The 17,372-nt window shown below is 59.3% G+C and carries 18 protein-coding genes; 14 read left to right on the top strand and 4 right to left on the bottom strand.

Annotation, left to right across the window (positions count from 1 at the left end):
• The first annotated feature begins 36 nt into the window (after positions 1 to 36).
• The 9 genes from HU743_RS01770 to HU743_RS01730 all read left to right on the top strand — a co-directional run bounded on the left by HU743_RS01770 (position 37) and on the right by HU743_RS01730 (position 9,833).
• Positions 37 to 2,298 (top strand): chemotaxis protein CheA, encoded by a 2,262-nt coding sequence (locus HU743_RS01770; RefSeq protein WP_186646501.1) that lies wholly within the window; start codon positions 37 to 39, stop codon positions 2,296 to 2,298.
• 49 nt (positions 2,299 to 2,347) lie between these two features.
• Positions 2,348 to 3,484, top strand: a complete 1,137-nt coding sequence (locus tag HU743_RS01765) for a chemotaxis response regulator protein-glutamate methylesterase (RefSeq protein ID WP_186646499.1) — start codon at positions 2,348 to 2,350, stop codon at positions 3,482 to 3,484.
• A complete protein-coding gene (locus tag HU743_RS01760; protein WP_186646497.1) occupies positions 3,484 to 4,224 on the top strand; it encodes a flagellar motor protein in 741 nt (246 codons plus the stop codon). The genes HU743_RS01765 and HU743_RS01760 overlap by 1 nt, the downstream gene beginning before the upstream one ends.
• A 12-nt stretch (positions 4,225 to 4,236) precedes the next feature.
• Positions 4,237 to 5,127 carry a flagellar motor protein MotD gene (gene motD, locus HU743_RS01755; protein WP_186552042.1) on the top strand — a complete coding sequence of 297 codons (891 nt, stop codon included), beginning with the start codon at positions 4,237 to 4,239 and terminating at the stop codon, positions 5,125 to 5,127.
• 43 nt (positions 5,128 to 5,170) lie between these two features.
• Complete coding sequence (locus HU743_RS01750) at positions 5,171 to 5,959, top strand: ParA family protein (protein ID WP_186646494.1); 789 nt, start codon at positions 5,171 to 5,173, stop codon at positions 5,957 to 5,959.
• A gap of 105 nt (positions 5,960 to 6,064) precedes the next feature.
• On the top strand, positions 6,065 to 7,012 hold the full coding sequence (locus tag HU743_RS01745) for a CheW domain-containing protein (RefSeq protein ID WP_186646492.1): 948 nt from the start codon (positions 6,065 to 6,067) through the stop codon (positions 7,010 to 7,012).
• A gap of 90 nt (positions 7,013 to 7,102) precedes the next feature.
• Positions 7,103 to 7,588: a chemotaxis protein CheW gene (locus HU743_RS01740; protein WP_186552045.1), complete on the top strand. Its 486-nt coding sequence runs from the start codon at positions 7,103 to 7,105 to the stop codon at positions 7,586 to 7,588.
• Between the two features lies 1 nt (position 7,589).
• Positions 7,590 to 7,985, top strand: a complete 396-nt coding sequence (locus HU743_RS01735; protein ID WP_137216006.1) for a DUF2802 domain-containing protein — start codon at positions 7,590 to 7,592, stop codon at positions 7,983 to 7,985.
• Positions 7,986 to 8,192: 207 nt separating this feature from the next.
• Positions 8,193 to 9,833 (top strand): hypothetical protein, encoded by a 1,641-nt coding sequence (locus tag HU743_RS01730; RefSeq protein WP_186646490.1) that lies wholly within the window; start codon positions 8,193 to 8,195, stop codon positions 9,831 to 9,833.
• Between the two features lie 88 nt (positions 9,834 to 9,921).
• Here the strand turns inward: HU743_RS01730 and HU743_RS01725 are convergent, their stop codons facing one another.
• The 4 genes from HU743_RS01725 to HU743_RS01710 form a co-directional block, all read right to left on the bottom strand.
• Positions 9,922 to 10,566 carry a hypothetical protein gene (locus HU743_RS01725; protein ID WP_186646488.1) on the bottom strand — a complete coding sequence of 215 codons (645 nt, stop codon included), beginning with the start codon at positions 10,564 to 10,566 and terminating at the stop codon, positions 9,922 to 9,924.
• Between the two features lie 46 nt (positions 10,567 to 10,612).
• Positions 10,613 to 12,337, bottom strand: coding sequence for a hypothetical protein (locus HU743_RS01720; protein WP_186646486.1), 1,725 nt, complete (start codon positions 12,335 to 12,337; stop codon positions 10,613 to 10,615).
• 155 nt (positions 12,338 to 12,492) lie between these two features.
• Complete coding sequence (locus tag HU743_RS01715) at positions 12,493 to 12,822, bottom strand: EscU/YscU/HrcU family type III secretion system export apparatus switch protein (RefSeq protein ID WP_186620262.1); 330 nt, start codon at positions 12,820 to 12,822, stop codon at positions 12,493 to 12,495.
• Positions 12,819 to 14,393: a flagellar hook-length control protein FliK gene (locus HU743_RS01710; RefSeq protein WP_186646484.1), complete on the bottom strand. Its 1,575-nt coding sequence runs from the start codon at positions 14,391 to 14,393 to the stop codon at positions 12,819 to 12,821. The genes HU743_RS01715 and HU743_RS01710 overlap by 4 nt, the downstream gene beginning before the upstream one ends.
• Before the next feature lie 197 nt (positions 14,394 to 14,590).
• On the opposite strand from HU743_RS01710, the gene ccmA reads away from it, so the two are divergent.
• The 5 genes from ccmA to ccmE all read left to right on the top strand — a co-directional run bounded on the left by ccmA (position 14,591) and on the right by ccmE (position 17,369).
• Entirely contained in the window at positions 14,591 to 15,226 is a 636-nt protein-coding gene (gene ccmA / locus HU743_RS01705) for a cytochrome c biogenesis heme-transporting ATPase CcmA (protein WP_186646482.1), read from the top strand.
• Positions 15,223 to 15,891, top strand: coding sequence for a heme exporter protein CcmB (gene ccmB, locus HU743_RS01700; RefSeq protein WP_186646480.1), 669 nt, complete (start codon positions 15,223 to 15,225; stop codon positions 15,889 to 15,891). The genes ccmA and ccmB overlap by 4 nt, the downstream gene beginning before the upstream one ends.
• Positions 15,892 to 15,988: 97 nt before the next feature.
• The gene (locus tag HU743_RS01695) at positions 15,989 to 16,744 is read left to right on the top strand and encodes a heme ABC transporter permease (protein WP_186620268.1); all 756 of its coding nucleotides are present in this window, start codon (positions 15,989 to 15,991) and stop codon (positions 16,742 to 16,744) included.
• The gene (gene ccmD, locus HU743_RS01690; RefSeq protein ID WP_186552056.1) at positions 16,741 to 16,917 is read left to right on the top strand and encodes a heme exporter protein CcmD; all 177 of its coding nucleotides are present in this window, start codon (positions 16,741 to 16,743) and stop codon (positions 16,915 to 16,917) included. The genes HU743_RS01695 and ccmD overlap by 4 nt, the downstream gene beginning before the upstream one ends.
• Positions 16,914 to 17,369 (top strand): cytochrome c maturation protein CcmE, encoded by a 456-nt coding sequence (gene ccmE, locus HU743_RS01685; protein WP_186620271.1) that lies wholly within the window; start codon positions 16,914 to 16,916, stop codon positions 17,367 to 17,369. The genes ccmD and ccmE overlap by 4 nt, the downstream gene beginning before the upstream one ends.
• Positions 17,370 to 17,372 lie beyond the last annotated feature (3 nt).

Here is a 17,372-nt window from a genome sequence, read left to right as displayed (position 1 = left end):
TTTTAGGTTTTTAGACCTGTTAGGAGCACCCCATTAATGAGCTTCGGCGCCGATGAAGAGATCCTTCAGGATTTCCTGGTTGAGGCCGGCGAGATTCTTGAGCAACTGTCCGAACAACTGGTCGAGCTGGAAAGCCGTCCGGATGATGCAGATCTGCTCAATGCAATTTTTCGCGGTTTCCACACTGTAAAAGGGGGCGCCGGCTTCCTTCAGCTCAATGAGCTGGTGGAGTGCTGTCACATCGCCGAAAACGTGTTCGACATCCTGCGCAAGGGTGAGCGTCGCGTTGATGCAGAACTGATGGACGTTGTACTCGAAGCACTGGACGCGGTGAACAGCATGTTCAGCGAAGTCCGTGAGCGCGCACCGATTACGGCCGCAACGCCAGAATTGTTGGCCGCGCTGGCACGTCTGGCCGAGCCGCAAACGGCCGATGAAGCCCCGGCTTCGCCGGTGGCCGAGATGATCGAAGAGCTGGTCGTAGAAGGCGACTCGGGCGACATCACTGACAACGAATTCGAACAACTGCTGGACTCGCTGAATGCCGTCAAGGCCCAGGCCGAGGCTCCGGCGGCTGTTGTTGCGCCGGTTGCTGCGCAAGCGGCCAGCGATGAAATTACCGATGCCGAGTTTGAATCGCTGCTTGATCAACTGCACGGAAAAGGCCAGTTCGCCGTCGATGCGGTGGCCCCGGCGGCAGCGGCTCCGACAGCACCTGCCAAGGGCGACAGCTCGGACATCACCGACGACGAATTCGAAGCACTGCTTGATCAGTTGCATGGCAAGGGCAACTTCGCCGTCGACGCGCTGGAATCGGCGATTGCCTCGGCCCCTGCGCCTGCCGCACCGAAAGCCGCGGCTGCCGGCAGCGATCTGATCAGCGATCACGAATTCGAATCGCTGCTCGACGAATTGCACGGCAAAGGCAAGTTTGACGCCGGGGCTGCGACTGCCGGCTCCGCATCGAGCGTTGCCGCGCCGGCTGCCAAAGCACCGGCTGCTGCCGCTGCTGTGCCGAAACCTGCCGCCAAGCCTGAGCCGAAGGCCGAAGCGCCGAAGCCGGCCGCTGCTGCCCCGGCGCCGGCCCGCGCGCCAGCCGCTGCCCCGGCAGAAAAACCGGCCAGTGAAGCCGAAACCACCGTGCGCGTCGATACCGCGCGTCTCGACGAAATCATGAACATGGTCGGCGAGCTGGTACTGGTGCGTAACCGTCTGGTGCGCCTGGGCCTCAACAGCGGCGACGAAGCCATGTCCAAGGCCGTGTCGAACCTCGACGTGGTCACGGCTGACTTGCAGACCGCCGTGATGAAGACGCGGATGCAGCCGATCAAGAAGGTCTTCGGGCGCTTCCCGCGTCTGGTTCGCGACCTCGCGCGTCAGCTCAAGAAAGAGATCAACCTGGAACTGGTCGGTGAAGAAACCGACCTCGACAAAAACCTTGTCGAGGCCCTGGCCGACCCGCTGGTCCACTTGGTGCGCAACGCCGTCGACCACGGCATCGAGTCGCCGGAAGAACGCGAAGCGTCGGGCAAGGCCCGTGGCGGTCGTGTGGTGCTGGCGGCCGAGCAGGAAGGCGACCATATTCTGCTGTCGATCTCCGACGACGGCAAAGGCATGGACCCGAACGTCCTGCGTTCGATCGCGGTAAAACGCGGTGTGATGGACAAGGACGCGGCCGATCGCCTGAGCGATACCGAGTGCTACAACCTGATTTTCGCCCCGGGTTTCTCGACCAAGACCGAGATCTCCGACGTGTCCGGTCGTGGTGTCGGCATGGACGTGGTGAAGACCAAGATTTCCCAGCTCAACGGTTCGATCAACATCTACTCGACCAAGGGCCAGGGCTCGAAGATCGTTATCAAGGTGCCGCTGACCCTGGCGATCATGCCGACGCTGATGGTCATGCTCGGCAATCAGGCGTTCGCGTTCCCGCTGGTCAACGTCAACGAAATCTTCCACCTCGACCTGTCGACCACCAACGTCGTCGACGGTCAGGAAGTGGTGATCGTGCGCGACAAGGCGCTGCCATTGTTCTACCTCAAGCGCTGGCTGGTCAGCTCCGCCGCTCACGAAGAGCAGCGTGAAGGCCATGTGGTGATCCTTTCGGTGGGCACTCAGCGGATCGGCTTCGTCGTCGATCAACTGGTCGGCCAGGAGGAAGTGGTCATCAAGCCATTGGGCAAGATGCTCCAGGGGACTCCGGGCATGTCCGGCGCCACCATTACCGGTGACGGCCGCATTGCGTTGATTCTCGATGTTCCAAGCATGCTCAAGCGTTACGCCACAAAGCGTATTTGAATCCGGGGCCGTGCGGCGATAACGCCGCGCCGCACCTAATGGAGTGTTTATGGCAGTCAAAGTCCTGGTGGTGGACGATTCGGGTTTTTTCCGCCGCCGCGTCTCGGAAATTCTTTCAGCGGATCCGAGCATCCAGGTGGTCGGCACCGCAACCAACGGTAAAGAGGCGATCGATCAGGCCCTGGCGCTCAAGCCGGACGTGATCACCATGGACTACGAGATGCCGATGATGGACGGCATCACGGCGGTGCGGCACATCATGCAGCGCTGCCCGACCCCGGTGTTGATGTTCTCCTCGCTGACCCACGAAGGCGCCCGAGTCACCCTCGATGCGCTGGACGCCGGCGCGGTGGATTTCCTGCCAAAGAATTTCGAAGACATCTCGCGCAACCCCGAGAAGGTCAAGCAATTGCTGTGCGAGAAAGTCCACAGCATCTCGCGCAGCAACCGTCGTTTCAGTGCCTACAGCGCCCCGGCACCTGCCGCCGCGCCAGCACCGACGTCCGCGCCAGCAGCGCCGAGCTACAGCAGCCACAGCAACCCTGTTCCGACACGTCCGGCACCGGCGCCAGCTCCGGCGCGTGCCTCGGCTGCCAGCGCTTCGTCGTCAGCACCAAAACGCAAAGCCTACAAACTGGTTGCCATCGGTACATCAACCGGCGGCCCGGTCGCGCTGCAACGCGTACTGACGCAATTGCCGGCCAACTTCCCGGCGCCGATCGTGCTGATCCAGCACATGCCGGCGGCGTTCACCAAGGCTTTTGCCGAGCGTCTCGACAAGCTCTGCCGCATCAGCGTCAAGGAAGCCGAGGACGGCGACATTCTGCGTCCGGGCCTGGCGCTGCTGGCGCCGGGTGGCAAGCAGATGATGATCGACGGCCGTGGCGCGGTGAAAATCCTGCCGGGTGACGAACGTCTGAATTACAAGCCGTGCGTGGACATCACTTTCGGTTCGGCGGCGAAATCCTACGGCGACAAGGTTCTGGCGGTGGTGCTGACCGGTATGGGCGCCGACGGCCGCGAAGGCGCGCGTCTGCTCAAGCAGGGCGGCAGCGCGGTGTGGGCGCAGGATGAAGCCAGCTGCGTGATTTACGGCATGCCGATGGCCATCGTTAAAGCCGATCTCGCCGACGCGGTGTACAGCCTCGACGATATCGGCAAGCACATTGTCGAGGCGTGTCTCTGATGGATGTTCTCAGCCTCATCGGCATCATCATGGCGTTCGTCGCCATCATCGGCGGCAACTACCTGGAAGGCGGTCACCTCGGCGCGCTGGCCAACGGCCCGGCGGCGCTGATCGTGATCGGCGGCACCGTCGGCGCCGCGCTGCTGCAATCGCCAATGAGCGCGTTCAAGCGCGCCATGCAGATTCTCGCCTGGATCTTCTTTCCGCCGCGTGTGGACCTGGCCGGCGGCATCGAACGCGTGGTCAATTGGAGTCTGACGGCGCGCAAGGAAGGTTTGCTCGGTCTGGAAGGGGTGGCCGATGCCGAGCCCGACAGCTACTCGCGCAAGGGCCTGCAACTGCTGGTTGATGGCGCCGAGCCGGAAGCGATCCGCAGCATTCTCGAAGTGGATTTCTACACCCAGGAAGCCCGCGACATCGAAGCGGCCAAAGTCTTCGAAAGCATGGGCGGCTACGCGCCGACCATCGGCATCATCGGTGCGGTGATGGGCCTGATTCACGTGATGGGCAACCTCGCCGATCCGTCGCAACTGGGCAGCGGCATTGCCGTGGCCTTCGTCGCAACCATCTATGGCGTGGCCAGTGCCAACCTGATCCTGTTGCCGGTGGCGGCCAAGCTCAAGTCCATCGCGTTGCGGCAGTCGCGTTATCGCGAAATGTTGCTGGAAGGAATTCTGTCGATCGCCGAAGGTGAAAACCCTCGTTCCATTGAGTTGAAGCTGCAAGGCTTCATGGACTAAGGGAATAACCTCATGGCTCGTCGTCGCCACCAGGAAGAACACGTCAATCACGAGCGCTGGCTCGTGTCCTACGCGGATTTCATCACCTTGCTGTTCGCGTTCTTCGTGGTGATGTACTCGATTTCGTCGATCAACGAAGGCAAGTACAAAGTCATTTCCGAAGCGCTGATCGGCGTGTTTACCGACTCCGATCGCGCGCTCAAGCCGATTCCGATTGGCGAGGAGCGGCCGAAAACCGTGACCCCGGCCAAGCCGTTGGTCAAGGATGCCGAGCAAGTCGACGCCGGTATCGCCGGCGCCAGCGATCCGCTGAAAAGCATCGCTGACGACATCAGTGCTGCATTCGGCGACTTGATCAGCTCCAACCAGATGACCGTGCGTGGCAACGAGTTGTGGGTCGAGATCGAACTCAACTCCAGCCTGTTGTTCGGCAGCGGCGACGCCATGCCGAGCGACATCGCTTTCAGCATCATCGACAAGGTCGCGGCGATCCTCAAGCCTTTCGATAACCCGATCCACGTCGAAGGCTTCACCGACGATCAGCCGATCCGCACCGCGCAGTACCCGACCAACTGGGAGCTATCCTCGGCGCGTTCGGCAAGCATCGTGCGCATGCTGGCGATGCAGGGCGTCAATCCTGGTCGACTGGCGTCGGTGGGCTACGGCGAATTCCAGCCAGTGGCGAATAACGCCACGGTTGAAGGCCGGGCGAAGAACCGTCGCGTGGTGCTGGTGGTGTCGCGTAATCTCGACGTGCGCCGCAGCCTCACCGGCACCGGAACCGCCAATGCGCAACCGGACGCCGCGTTGAAGCGTGCTGGCACACAAACTGCACCGACCCCGGTCAAGACGCCGGGACGCGAGAGTGCCGTCAATTCTCCGTCACCCGCATTAACACGCTGAGCCATGTCTCGGTCGAGCATATCGGCCGGGAGGAAAGAACCGAATGAGAGTCTGGGCAGTCGCCAATCAAAAGGGTGGGGTCGGTAAAACCACCTCTTCCATCGCTTTAGCCGGGTTGCTGGCGGAGGCGGGCAAGCGCGTGGTTGTGGTCGATCTCGACCCGCACGGCTCGATGACCAGCTATTTCGGCTACGACCCCGACAGCCTGGAACACAGCAACTACGACCTGTTTCTGCACAAGGGCAGCGTGCCGCAAGGCCTGCCGGGGCAGTTGCTGTTGTCGACCAGCGACGAACGCATTTCCCTGCTGCCATCAAGCACCGCACTGGCGACCCTTGAGCGGCAGTCGCCGGGGCAGAGCGGCCTGGGCCTGGTGATCGCCAAGAGTCTGGCGCAGCTGTGGCAGGACTTCGATTACGCGATCATCGACAGCCCGCCGTTGCTCGGCGTGCTGATGGTCAACGCCCTGGCCGCGAGCCAGCAACTGGTGATCCCGGTGCAGACCGAACACCTGGCCGTCAAAGGCCTGGAGCGCATGGTCAACACCTTGGCGATGATCAACCGCTCGCGCAAACAGGCACTGCCGTTCAGCATCGTGCCGACCCTGTTCGATCGCCGCACCCAGGCCTCGATGGGCACCTTGCGGGTGTTGCGCGATAAATTCCCTGACGACATCTGGCACGGCTACATCCCGGTCGATACCCGTCTGCGCGACGCCAGCCGTGCCGGTGTCACGCCTTCGCAATTCGACGGCAAGAGCCGTGGCGTGCTGGCCTATCGTGCGCTGCTCAAGCACCTGCTCGCGCAGCAGCTTGTCCAGCAGGTGGCTTGAGATGATGTCGATCCGATCGCCTATCTGCCCGTTGCACAAACCCTGTGGGAGCGAGCCTGCTCGCGAAGCGGACAACGCGGTTCCCCTGTCTGGCGCCATTGACCGATGAACCGCCCAGTCAAACTCACTTCACGTCCGCAACAGGCCTTGCAGTCTTATCTGGAAGACCTGCTGCAGGACGTGCCTGAAGCGCTGCCGTTGCCGGTCGAGTCGCCGCCGCAAGTCGTGCAGGAGGTGCAGCCCGCAATCGCCGAAAGCACCGAGGCCATGGACGAGTTCCAGGCCGCCGTGCTGGAAGAGCAGGCCCGTGACGCGCAGAAAACTGTCAGTCCGGCTGCCGCGCCCGTCCCGGCACCCGTAACCAAAGCCCCGGTTGCACTGATTGATGAGCCGCGCGCGCCGCTGTCGACCCTGGCACCGCTGCTGCAAACGCAATTGTTGAACGTGCCGGAACCAGAGCCAGAACCAGCGCCGCAAGTAGCGGAACCCCAGGTTCTGGTCCCGCCGCTGGTCGAAGTGCACCTGCCACCGAACAACCCGCCGCCACCGGTGGAAACCGATGGCCGTCCGGCCTGGGCTGCCGAAGCTTTCGAATGCCTGCTGTTCGACGTCGCCGGGCTGACCCTGGCCGTGCCGCTGGTGTGCCTGGGTTCGATCTATTCGCTGGCCGGCCACGAGCTGACGCCGTTGTTCGGTCAGCCGGAGTGGTTCCTCGGGATTCTGCCGAGCCAGGCCGGCAACCTGAAGGTTCTGGACACAGCGCGCTGGGTCATGCCCGATCGTTACCGCGATGACTTCCGTCAGGGCCTGCAATACGTGATTTCGGTACAAGGTTACGAGTGGGGCCTGGCGGTGCATCAGGTCAGCCGCTCGTTGCGTCTGGATCCGAATGAAATCAAATGGAGAAGTCACCGGGGGCAGCGGCCATGGCTCGCCGGCACCGTGATTGAGCACATGTGTGCATTGCTTGATGTCGCCGCACTGGCCGAGTTGATCGCCAGCGGCGGGGCAAAGCACCTGGGCGGCAACACGCCGCTACATAAACCGACATAGCAGCCGACATAACAATCAGGCGATGGCATTTTTCAGTGCCACCACACAGAACACACACCGCTCAGAGCGGTTTTTTCGAGGGGTCAGGGTATGAGTAGTCAGGCGTCGAATGCAAAAGGTTCTGAAGATCCGATCCTGCAATGGGTGACCTTCAAACTGGATAACGAAACCTACGGCATCAACGTGATGCGCGTGCAGGAAGTGCTGCGCTACACCGAGATCGCGCCGGTGCCGGGTGCGCCGAGCTACGTGCTGGGCATCATCAATCTGCGCGGTAACGTGGTCACCGTGATCGACACCCGTCAGCGCTTCGGCCTGAACAGCGGCGAGATCAGTGACAACACCCGTATCGTCATCATCGAAGCCGACAAGCAAGTCGTCGGTATCATGGTCGACAGCGTGGCCGAAGTGGTTTACCTGCGTCAGTCGGAAATCGAAACCGCGCCGAACGTCGGTAACGAAGAATCGGCCAAGTTCATCCAGGGCGTGTGCAACAAGAACAACGAGCTGCTGATTCTGGTCGAACTGGACAAGATGATGAGCGAAGAAGAATGGTCGGAACTGGAGAGCATCTGATTTGATTCTCGAGGTTGCAGTCATTGTCCTGTTCCTGTTCTGGGCAGGCACGCTGGCGATGTTTGTGTCGTACATCAAGGCGCAGCGGGTGATCGCTGCGCAACAGGCCCAGGGCGATGCGCTGCGCGATCAGCGCATCAAGGACCTGGCCAAGCGTGTCGACGATTACCAGAACGGTAATGTGCGCATGGGCGAGGCGCTGCACGAGCTGCGTGCGGTGGTCAGTCCGTTGCCGGACAAAATCGTTGCGCTGGAACAGCGCGACCCGTCGAGCCTGTCATTCGCCCAGGCGGCGAAACTGGTGGGCATGGGCGCAAGCGTCGATGAACTGACTCAGTCGTGCGGGTTGACCCAGGCTGAGGCGGAGTTGATGCGCAAGCTGCACAAAGGCAGCTAGGAGCTTCAAGCTTCAAGTGGCAAGCAAGATCAAAAGATCGCAGCCTTCGGCAGCTCCTACAGAGATCGGATGTAGGAGCTGCCGAAGGCTGCGATCTTTTGCTTTACGCGTAAAAACCATTCGTCGGGACTGTCAGATCTGACAGTAGATAACGATCAAATGTACCTAACATACTTGAGCTGGATTTCCTTTCGGCGAAGTATGAAGATGAAATATTTTCTCTTTTTGATAATAGGTTTTTCCACTGCTGTTCATGCCATGTCCGGTCAGGCATTGGTGACGGATTTGAACGCCAGATTCAATAGCAATGTCGCCCAATGTTCGAACGGCGCGCCCGCGTACCATTGTTCCGGGATCCTGTTGCGAGCAGTGGACTACAGTGCTTATTTCAAGTTCTGGGATTATGGTTCAAAGGCGACGACGCTGGGTTCGGTAGCGTTCACATATATACGTTCTGATGTAGGCAGTACGACATTGAACGGCAACAGGAAAAGCGGTTTCATCCTCAAGGATCAGATTTCGGCGCTGGCCGAAGATAAAGCAGTCAACCTGCGATGTATCTTTCCCTTTCCCACCGAATCACTGGATGAGCGGGCAGACCACGGCTGTGGATTCGCGCCAAAGGTCGAGGGCGCAGATACGGATCTGGCGAACTGCGCAAAGTTGGCAGTCCCTGCTGTTACAGCTGCGGCTTGGTTGAAAAACTTTCAAGAGCACAGCTCACTGCCAAAAAATCAATGTTCGTTAAGTACCAGGGTCGCCACTCAATTCAAGGCCGGTCTAGAAGTCCACAATATGATTGATACCACTTGGGCGGCGAAACCTACCGAGGTCTTGGTTGAGACCTGGGATGAAAAAATGCCTGAAAAACTCCCTGTCGAGGCGGTGTTTTATGATGCTGCGACACCCGCCAAGCTGGTGGATGCCCAGAAGTTTCAGCGTGATTATTATCTTGAGACCTCTTTGTTTGTACCTGTTGTAAAAATCAATATGCTCGCAGCTAACGGGGACATATTTATTTATGACGCAAGCGAGCAACGGTTCGGCCAATTGGTCGCTGAAAGACTGAATAGTAGATATAACAATTTTTCATACAATTGTAGCGGCAAGCCAGCCTATTATTGCAGCGGTGTCATTGTCCGTACAACCGGTGCGAAAGCCTCCTACCATTCCTGGAATCCCAGCCCCACCGCAGTTCAAAAAGAAGGCGTTCCATTTTCCTTTCTGCGTAAGGACCTAGGGATTACTACCTTGGCTTGGGGAGATCTTCATGGGTTTATTTTCAAGGATTTTGCAACGGCTGAGCGACTGGGGACGTATCCGATTAGCCTTCTGTGCTCGTTTCCCATCGATGGTGTTAGTTGGTACCGAAACGGTTTAGGAGGTTGCGGCCCACACGAGTCTTATCCTACGAGCAGTCGCTCTTGTCCAGAGGAAGGTGTTAACACTATGGGTCAGTGGAAAACCCATTTTTACTCGGTGGCCGGGTCGAATCTAAATCGAGCAAAGCATCAGTGTGGATTTACTTCAGCTGTTGAGCAGTTTGCTAGTAGCCTTGAAGCCCGAGCTAATTTTGAGTCGCCGGATGATGAGAGGGCGCAACATAATGAAGTAATTCTCTCCCTGTGGCCCCAAGATATTCCAAAGCAGTTACCGCTTTACGCATTCTTCTATCTTCTGCGTCAGGACGGTGGTTCGGGTGTGACGGGGGCAAAGTACATGCAGCAGGATTATTTCAATGTGACGGGCGAGGTACTTCCGGTTATCAGAGTGGACCTGGCTCCCGATACGATTTCGGCGTTCAGTTATCACGAGAGTGATCAAGTGGTGGCGCTGATAAGGCGGTGACTGAAGCTGTTTTTTGCGTTCTGCGAGAATAGCGGCACAGCCTGCAAGCGCTTTTGCATTCTGTGCCATTTATAGCCGCGTGGCTCATTCAAAGCGCGATACGCAACAGTCGCGAAAACATCAAGTTGTCATTCGAGCCAGATTGATGAAGGCTGTAGTTTATCACTACGGTTTTTCCGAGGTTTTCCGTAATCCATATGGGGGGGATGGCAAAGCTCATCGAAGAATCGTTAAGAATCGGCTGGGTTTCGGTGTCATGTACCACCACGCCGTGCCATCTGACTCTGACGGTATAGCCGCGGGTCATGTTAAGAAATTTGACTGTCACGTTTTTTCTGTCTGCTGAAAGCCTTGGTTCGCTGAGGTCAAAATCCTGTGGGTCAATATGCAATGACAACGATTTGGAAATGATCAGCGGTGCACCAGCGAGCGTGCGGACGCTATAGTTGCAGGTCATAACGCTACCAATTGCATCGATGACTTCGAGTCGAGGAATTCGAAAACTCAAGTAGGTGGACGTGCCGACGGTCAATGTCTCAGTGTTATATGTGTAGCGGCCTGTTGCGCTGCGTACACGCACAGTGTGTCTATCAGCCATGCCTTCGTATTGCACTCGGACATTGATGTGAGGACTGGTATAGATGTCATTAAAATTCAGACGGTCACCGTTTGAGCCATAAGCTTCAAGAACTCTCGGCGGTACAAGATTGAGTACGGTCAGTGCAGTAGTCATGTCGTTAACTCCTTATGTATGGGCAAATGCCGATGATTGTTTCAAGTCATAGTTGCACTCTTAATACCTGAGAGAATTGGCTCTGCTCATTTACGTTGGCCCGGTTGACGCTGTAGTTGATCAAAACAACCCCTCCCTTGTTTTCTTCGACCCATGCGCTGGGGATCGAAAATTCTGCGATGACTCCGTTTTGCATGTTTTGCCACCCTGTTCTGCGCGTAACGATGCCTCCAAAGCGCACACGCGCCTGGTATCCGCTGGCGATCGCCGGGTAATACACCGTCACGGTGGTTTGGTCTTGGGTAAAGCGTGGTGGCGGCAGAACGAATGCTTGTGCGTCGACCACCAGATTCAGCGGGGCAGAACGGTGCAGGGGGCCATTGGGGTAAGTGCGGACCGTGAAGTTGACAGGTACGGTACTGCCGATGGAGTCCACAACTTCCATGCGCGGAACGGTGATATTCATTGCACCGACCGCCGTCACGGTGGTGATAACGCTGTCATAGACATGGCGCGCTGACGCCCAGCGCACACGAATCGTTTGCCCGACCGCCATCCCCACGTATTGCTGAACCTGGACCGTGACGTGTCGCGCTTCATAAATGTCGCCCATTTTCAGGCGATCGCCATTCTCACCGTAGGCCTCCAATACCTTGGGGGGCTTGAGGATGATCGTGGTTTTGATGTTCACGGTTTTTGCGTCGGAGGTGAGTTTTTCCTCGGAGCGTTCTACGCGTAACCTGATGCTGACGACGCTCTGGTCGCTTTCGTTGGCCCATTCGAGCGGAATTGGAAACGCCAGCGCTCCACTTCCAGCATAAGTCGTCGCTTCGGTCTCATGTTCCACCCGTCCTTGCCAATGGACCCGTACACTGTCGCCGGCGACGAGCCCGATGCCCGAAGCCACTACCTCGAATTTTTCGACAAATGCTGGATCCAGCACACCTGCCTGCTCGCCCGTTACGCTTGGCGCCGGGATGTGTTTGAGACGGACGTTGGCTTCGGTGGCAATGGCCCATGGAGCGTTTACATGTGGCCGGTTTGCGCAACGATCTACCACTTGGAACGTAATGGAGTGCTTGCCGTCACCGGCGCGCTTGATCAGTTGTTCGTCGAACAGGATCTCGATCGGGTGATTGTGCGGATCACTGATTTGCTCTGGCGTGACGGGATAGTAAGTGACCTGTTCCTCATCACCGAACTGCGCGACGATTCGGTCGAACACGGTGATGTTCTGATACTGCTCGATACGCATGACAATGCCTTGCTTGGCCATCTCACTGTCGATGCCATTGGTGATATCCGGGATCAGGCTGTAGCGCAGTCCGGGGTGGCCGAGTGGTTCGGGTCTTTCGAGCACACCCCCCGGCAGCGTGCGTTTGACCAATATCTTGAGCTTGAGGGAGTCCGCCTCGTTGCCGCTGTGACGTCTGACGCGATAAAACACCGGGAGCGCAGTGCCATCCAGGATTTGGCTCGCCGGCACGTAAAAGAACAGAGATACGCCGAGCTTTTCAGGCGTGTCAATTATCTCTGCGAGCACAGGGGTTGTTTCGTCATGCCAGAAAAGCAAGCATCGGTCGCCTAATTCCTGGCCAAGCCAGGGATCAACGATAACTAGCAGATCAGCGGTCAGGGCTGCGGCACCAATGCCTCCGTGGTACCCCTCATCGCCCTCTAGCGGCCTGACGAGTAAGGGTATATCCGGCGCGTAGAGGGCTGCCGAAGAGGAATCTGCAACCGTTGTTTCCGAGTCTGAAGTCAAGCTCATCGGAGTGCTCCTGAAGGACGGTTCGCCGGTAGCGCTTTGAAAGCGCCGCCGTTGTCCTATATGGCAATCGTGACGAGTTCGCGCGCAACTGTCAGATCTGACAGTTGCGACGAATGGTCTATGCGGAGCGTACGGGGGATTGCATTGATCAGACTTTAATAATCATCCCCTCGGGCGGTGATGTCCTTCTCGACCATCGGCGCGTCCGGGTCGTGCCCCTCGGGGAATTTCCCCTTCAGATTCCACGCAAACGCGATGATCTCGGCAATCGTGCGATAGAGCTCTTCGGGGATGCTGTCGCCCAATTCCATCCGCGCCAGCAGGCGCACCAGTTCGGCGTTTTCATAGATCGGCACGTCACAGTCGCGGGCGATGCGCAGGATTTCTTCGGCCAGTTCCTCGTCGCCCTTGGCGGTGAGGGTGGGGGCGTGGTTGCCGTCGTATTTGAGGGCGATGGCCTGGCGTGGGGCAGTGGAATCGTTCATGCGGTTTCGTCGACCCAGCGGTGTTCGAGGCGGGTGTGGTTGCCTTGCGGCGGGGTGCCGAGGTGGCAGTCGATGTCGCCGACGTTCAGCCCGCGATCCAGCAGGCGCTGACGCAGGGCGAACAGATTGTTTTCGATCAGGTCGGCGGTGTACGGCCGTTCCGCCCACAGCTGACCCGACAAGCTGCCGGCAATCAACTGCGCCTGAATCTGCAAAGGCCCGAGCGGTTCCATGTCGAACGCCAGATCGACGCGCCACAGTTGCTGTTTCGCTTCGCGCTCGTCGCGGCGTTCGTTCGGTTGCGGTTCGCGTTCCGGTGCTTCTTCACGCTGGAATTTGACCTGCAACGGCACGATGTCCTGCAGGTTGCGCATGGGGATTTCCAGCTGCCAGGTGCTGAGCAGGCGGCCATCGTCGGTGACGCCGGTCTGTTCCAGGCTCGATAGCTGATGGCTTTGCAGGCGCGACACCGCAGCGGCGGCGAGGCGCAGCAGTTGTTCCAGATCGCCTTCGCCCTCCAGATTTGCCAACAGACGCTCGGGCAGGGGGAAGCTGCTCGGCAGTGGTTTGGCGCTGACTTGGCCTAGGGTGCCAAGGGCGTTACGAACGAAGCTCGGCAGCGCCTGCGCCAAAGTATTGGCAGCGATGATCGCATTGAAACTGGTGCTGCTTGGCAGACCCGGGGTCAGTTGCGCGATCAGTTTGAGCAGATCGGCTTTCATGTCCGGGGCAAGGGTCGGGTTGTGTCCGGTCAGCAGTTTGGCCTCAAGAAAGGCGCCGCTGTTGGCCAATGCCAGCGCCACACCTTTGGCGGTACTCATTTGCTGAACATCCGGAAGACTGGCGAGCAGTTTGTCGACCACGGCACGCAGATCCGCAGCGGCGGGATCGTCCGCTGGCGGCAGGTTTTGCAGGGCGTTGATCAAACCGGTCAGCGACGCCTGACGACTTTGCTGGCCGACCAGTTGCTGACTCACCGCCAATTGTTCCTGGCGGCTGCTCATGGGCAGGAATTTGAGGGTCTGCGAATCTTCCACCAGCGCCGACAGCAGAGTACCGATACGCAGCGGCTGCGGGCTGTCGACAGTCAAGGTGCTGCCGCTCAACGCGGTGTTGAGCAGGCTGACCATCGAGCGGAACACCGTCGCTTGTCCCGGCGTCTGCGGCAGCACTTGCGAGGTCAGCACCTTGCCTTGCAGCAGCGTACCGACCGGCAACTGCGCGGTATCGATGCGGGTCAGGGTGGCGACGCTGCTGGCAATCGCTTGCTGCACGGTGATCGCCAGATTGCTCGCCGACGGCTGGGTGATCGCCAGGTTGGTGCCTTGGGCCAGCGGCAAATTGCTGGTCGCTTGTACGGTGGTCTGGCGGCCATTGTCGAGCGTCACTTTGAGCAACACTTGAAAGGTCTGATCCGCCTGCTTGAGCGACAACACCTCGGCCTTGGCGCTTTGTCCGGCACCGATCAAACCCTCGACCGGCGTCAGCAGCTTGAGCAACTCGCCAACCTGCGGGCGAACGGTCGCCGCGGGGGTGGGCGGCAGCGGGAGGATGTTCATTTCGCCTGTCATACGCGGACACAACCTGAGGAAATTGCGCTCTTGAGAGTAAGGCACGGCATGTATAATGCCGCGCGTCGTGCGCTTCGTTCAAAAAACATAGCAATTGTTTGATCCAGCTCGCCAAATCGGGCGATCAAAGCATCTATGCTGCATCTCTTTAACGGCCGTGCCAGAGCCGACTTGAACCGTATAAGGCCCGTGATCCCTTGACCAGTCCTGTCCTGCAAACCGTCGCCCTCGCGTGTGAACGTGACCTCAGACTGCTCTTCGAAAACTTCGAATTGCGTCTGGCCGGCGGCGACATGGTGCAGATCAGCGGCCCCAACGGCAGCGGCAAGACCAGTCTTTTACGTCTGCTCGCCGGTTTGATGCAACCCACTGACGGCCAGGTGCTGCTCAATGGTCAGCCACTGACCGGGCAGCGCAGCGAACTGGCGCGCAATCTGTTGTGGATCGGCCACGCCGCCGGGATCAAGGATCTGCTGACCCCGGAAGAAAATCTGTCGTGGCTATGCGCCCTGCATCATCCCGCCGGACGCGAGGCAATCTGGCAAGCGCTGGCAGCGGCAGGATTGCGCGGCTTCGAAGACGTTCCCTGCCACACGCTTTCAGCCGGCCAGCAACGGCGCGTGGCGCTGGCGCGTTTGTATCTGGACAGTCCACCGCTGTGGATTCTTGATGAGCCGTTCACGGCGCTGGACAAGCAGGGCGTGGCGCAACTCGAAGAACACCTGGCCGGGCACTGTGAGCGCGGCGGTCTGGTGGTGCTGACCACGCACCACACGCTGAGCCGGATGCCGGCCGGTTATCGTGACATCGATCTGGGGAATTGGGCCGTATGAGTGTGTTCGGCCTGCTGCTTGCCCGCGAATCGCGACTGCTGTTCCGCCGCCCGGCGGAACTGGCCAATCCGCTGATTTTCTTCGCCATCGTCATCGCACTGTTCCCGCTGGCCGTCGGCCCGGAAACTCAAGTCTTGCAAAACCTGTCCCCGGGGTTAGTCTGGGTGGCGGCGTTGCTGTCGGTCCTGCTTTCACTGGACGGACTGTTTCGCAGTGATTTCGAAGACGGCTCGCTGGAACAGTGGGTCCTTTCGTCGCACCCGCTGCCACTTCTGGTGTTGGCCAAGGTGCTGGCACACTGGCTTTTCTCCGGTCTGGCACTGGTGCTGCTGTCACCGTTGCTGGCGCTGATGCTTGGTTTGCCAGCGGCGTGTCTGCCGGTGCTGCTGCTGTCGTTGCTGCTGGGCACGCCGGTATTGAGCCTGCTCGGCGCAGTTGGCGCGGCGCTGACGGTCGGCCTGAAGCGCGGTGGTCTGTTGCTGGCGCTGCTGATTCTGCCGCTATACATCCCGGTGTTGATCCTTGGCAGCGGCGCGTTGCAAGCAGCGTTGCAGGGCATGCCGACGACCGGATACCTGTTGTGGATGGCCAGCCTTACAGCGCTGGCGATCACCCTGACACCCTTTGCAATAGCCGCTGGCCTGAAGATCAGCGTCGGCGAATAATAATGAGGCCTGGTCAAAAATTGACCACTTCTTTTTGAAGAAAGGCATGACCCTCTGCCAGCTCGCGATGATGAGCGGCAACCGTGATGGAAACAGTATGAACTGGACCTGGTTTCACAAGCTCGGCTCGCCCAAGTGGTTCTACGGCATCAGCGGCAAGTTCTTGCCGTGGTTGAGCATTGCAGCGCTGCTGCTGATCGGCGTCGGCGTGGTCTGGGGCCTGGCGTTTGCGCCACCGGACTATCAGCAGGGCAACAGCTTTCGCATCATTTATATCCACGTGCCTGCCGCGCTGCTCGCCCAGTCGATCTACGTGATGCTCGCGGTGTGCGGCGTGGTCGGGCTGGTGTGGAAGATGAAGCTGGCCGACGTCGCCCTGCAATGCGCCGCGCCGATCGGTGCGTGGATGACCGCCGTGGCGCTGGTCACCGGGGCGATCTGGGGCAAACCGACCTGGGGTTCGTGGTGGGTCTGGGACGCGCGCCTGACCTCGATGCTGATTCTGCTGTTTCTGTACTTCGGCGTGATCGCCCTGGGCAATGCCATCAGCAATCGCGACAGCGCCGCCAAGGCCTGCGCGGTACTGGCGATCGTCGGCGTGATCAATATTCCGATCATCAAGTATTCGGTGGAGTGGTGGAACACCCTGCACCAGGGCGCGACGTTCACCCTCACCGAAAAACCTGCGATGCCAGTGGAAATGTGGCTGCCGTTGTTGCTGACGGTGCTGGGCTTCTACTGCTTCTTCGGCACCGTGCTGTTGCTGCGCATGCGTCTCGAGGTGCTCAAGCGCGAGGCCCGCGCCAGTTGGGTGAAAGACACCGTGCAGAACAGCCTGGAGGTCGCGCGATGAGTTTTGCTTCATTCGGCGACTTCCTCGCCATGGGTCATCATGGCCTGTATGTCTGGTCGGCCTACGGCATCTGCCTGGCGGTGCTGATCTTCAACGTGGTGGCGCCGATTGCGGCGCGCAAGCGTTATCTGCAACAAGAGGCGCGTCGTCTGCGCCGGGAGAACGGCAAGTGAATGCGCTGCGCAAGAAACGTCTGATCATCATTCTGGCCATTCTGGTCGGGGTGGGCGCTGCCGTCGGCCTGGCCCTTAGCGCGCTGCAGGAAAACATCAATCTGTTTTACACACCGACCCAGATCGCCAACGGCGAAGCGCCGCAGGGCACGCGCATTCGTGCCGGCGGCATGGTCGAGGCCGGTTCGCTGCAACGCTCGCCGGACTCGCTGGACGTCAGATTCGTCGTCACCGATTTCAGCAAATCCGTAACCATCACCTACCGAGGCATCCTCCCGGACCTGTTCCGCGAAGGGCAGGGCATCGTCGCCCTCGGCAAGCTTAACGCCGACGGCGTGGTGGTGGCCGATGAAGTGCTGGCCAAACACGACGAGAAATACATGCCGCCCGAAGTGACCAAAGCGCTGAAAGACAGCGGTCAATCCGCGCCTACGCCTGTGAAGGAGGGTTGATCA

Source organism: Pseudomonas sp. SWRI99, from assembly GCF_014270125.1.
Taxonomy (GTDB): domain Bacteria; phylum Pseudomonadota; class Gammaproteobacteria; order Pseudomonadales; family Pseudomonadaceae; genus Aquipseudomonas; species Aquipseudomonas hamedanensis.
This window is presented reverse-complemented; position numbering and strand designations above follow the sequence as displayed.

What these genes read in the sequence shown, in the direction of transcription:
- HU743_RS01770 (WP_186646501.1), top strand. Translation starts at nt 37, where the DNA reads ATGAGCTTCGGCGCCGATGAAGAGATCCTTCAGGATTTCCTGGTTGAG.
- HU743_RS01765 (WP_186646499.1), top strand. Translation starts at nt 2,348, where the DNA reads ATGGCAGTCAAAGTCCTGGTGGTGGACGATTCGGGTTTTTTCCGCCGC.
- HU743_RS01760 (WP_186646497.1), top strand. Translation starts at nt 3,484, where the DNA reads ATGGATGTTCTCAGCCTCATCGGCATCATCATGGCGTTCGTCGCCATC.
- motD (WP_186552042.1), top strand. Translation starts at nt 4,237, where the DNA reads ATGGCTCGTCGTCGCCACCAGGAAGAACACGTCAATCACGAGCGCTGG.
- HU743_RS01750 (WP_186646494.1), top strand. Translation starts at nt 5,171, where the DNA reads ATGAGAGTCTGGGCAGTCGCCAATCAAAAGGGTGGGGTCGGTAAAACC.
- HU743_RS01745 (WP_186646492.1), top strand. Translation starts at nt 6,065, where the DNA reads ATGAACCGCCCAGTCAAACTCACTTCACGTCCGCAACAGGCCTTGCAG.
- HU743_RS01740 (WP_186552045.1), top strand. Translation starts at nt 7,103, where the DNA reads ATGAGTAGTCAGGCGTCGAATGCAAAAGGTTCTGAAGATCCGATCCTG.
- HU743_RS01730 (WP_186646490.1), top strand. Translation starts at nt 8,193, where the DNA reads ATGAAATATTTTCTCTTTTTGATAATAGGTTTTTCCACTGCTGTTCAT.
- HU743_RS01725 (WP_186646488.1), bottom strand. Translation starts at nt 10,566, where the DNA reads ATGACTACTGCACTGACCGTACTCAATCTTGTACCGCCGAGAGTTCTT.
- HU743_RS01720 (WP_186646486.1), bottom strand. Translation starts at nt 12,337, where the DNA reads ATGAGCTTGACTTCAGACTCGGAAACAACGGTTGCAGATTCCTCTTCG.
- HU743_RS01715 (WP_186620262.1), bottom strand. Translation starts at nt 12,822, where the DNA reads ATGAACGATTCCACTGCCCCACGCCAGGCCATCGCCCTCAAATACGAC.
- HU743_RS01710 (WP_186646484.1), bottom strand. Translation starts at nt 14,393, where the DNA reads ATGACAGGCGAAATGAACATCCTCCCGCTGCCGCCCACCCCCGCGGCG.
- ccmB (WP_186646480.1), top strand. Translation starts at nt 15,223, where the DNA reads ATGAGTGTGTTCGGCCTGCTGCTTGCCCGCGAATCGCGACTGCTGTTC.
- HU743_RS01695 (WP_186620268.1), top strand. Translation starts at nt 15,989, where the DNA reads ATGAACTGGACCTGGTTTCACAAGCTCGGCTCGCCCAAGTGGTTCTAC.
- ccmD (WP_186552056.1), top strand. Translation starts at nt 16,741, where the DNA reads ATGAGTTTTGCTTCATTCGGCGACTTCCTCGCCATGGGTCATCATGGC.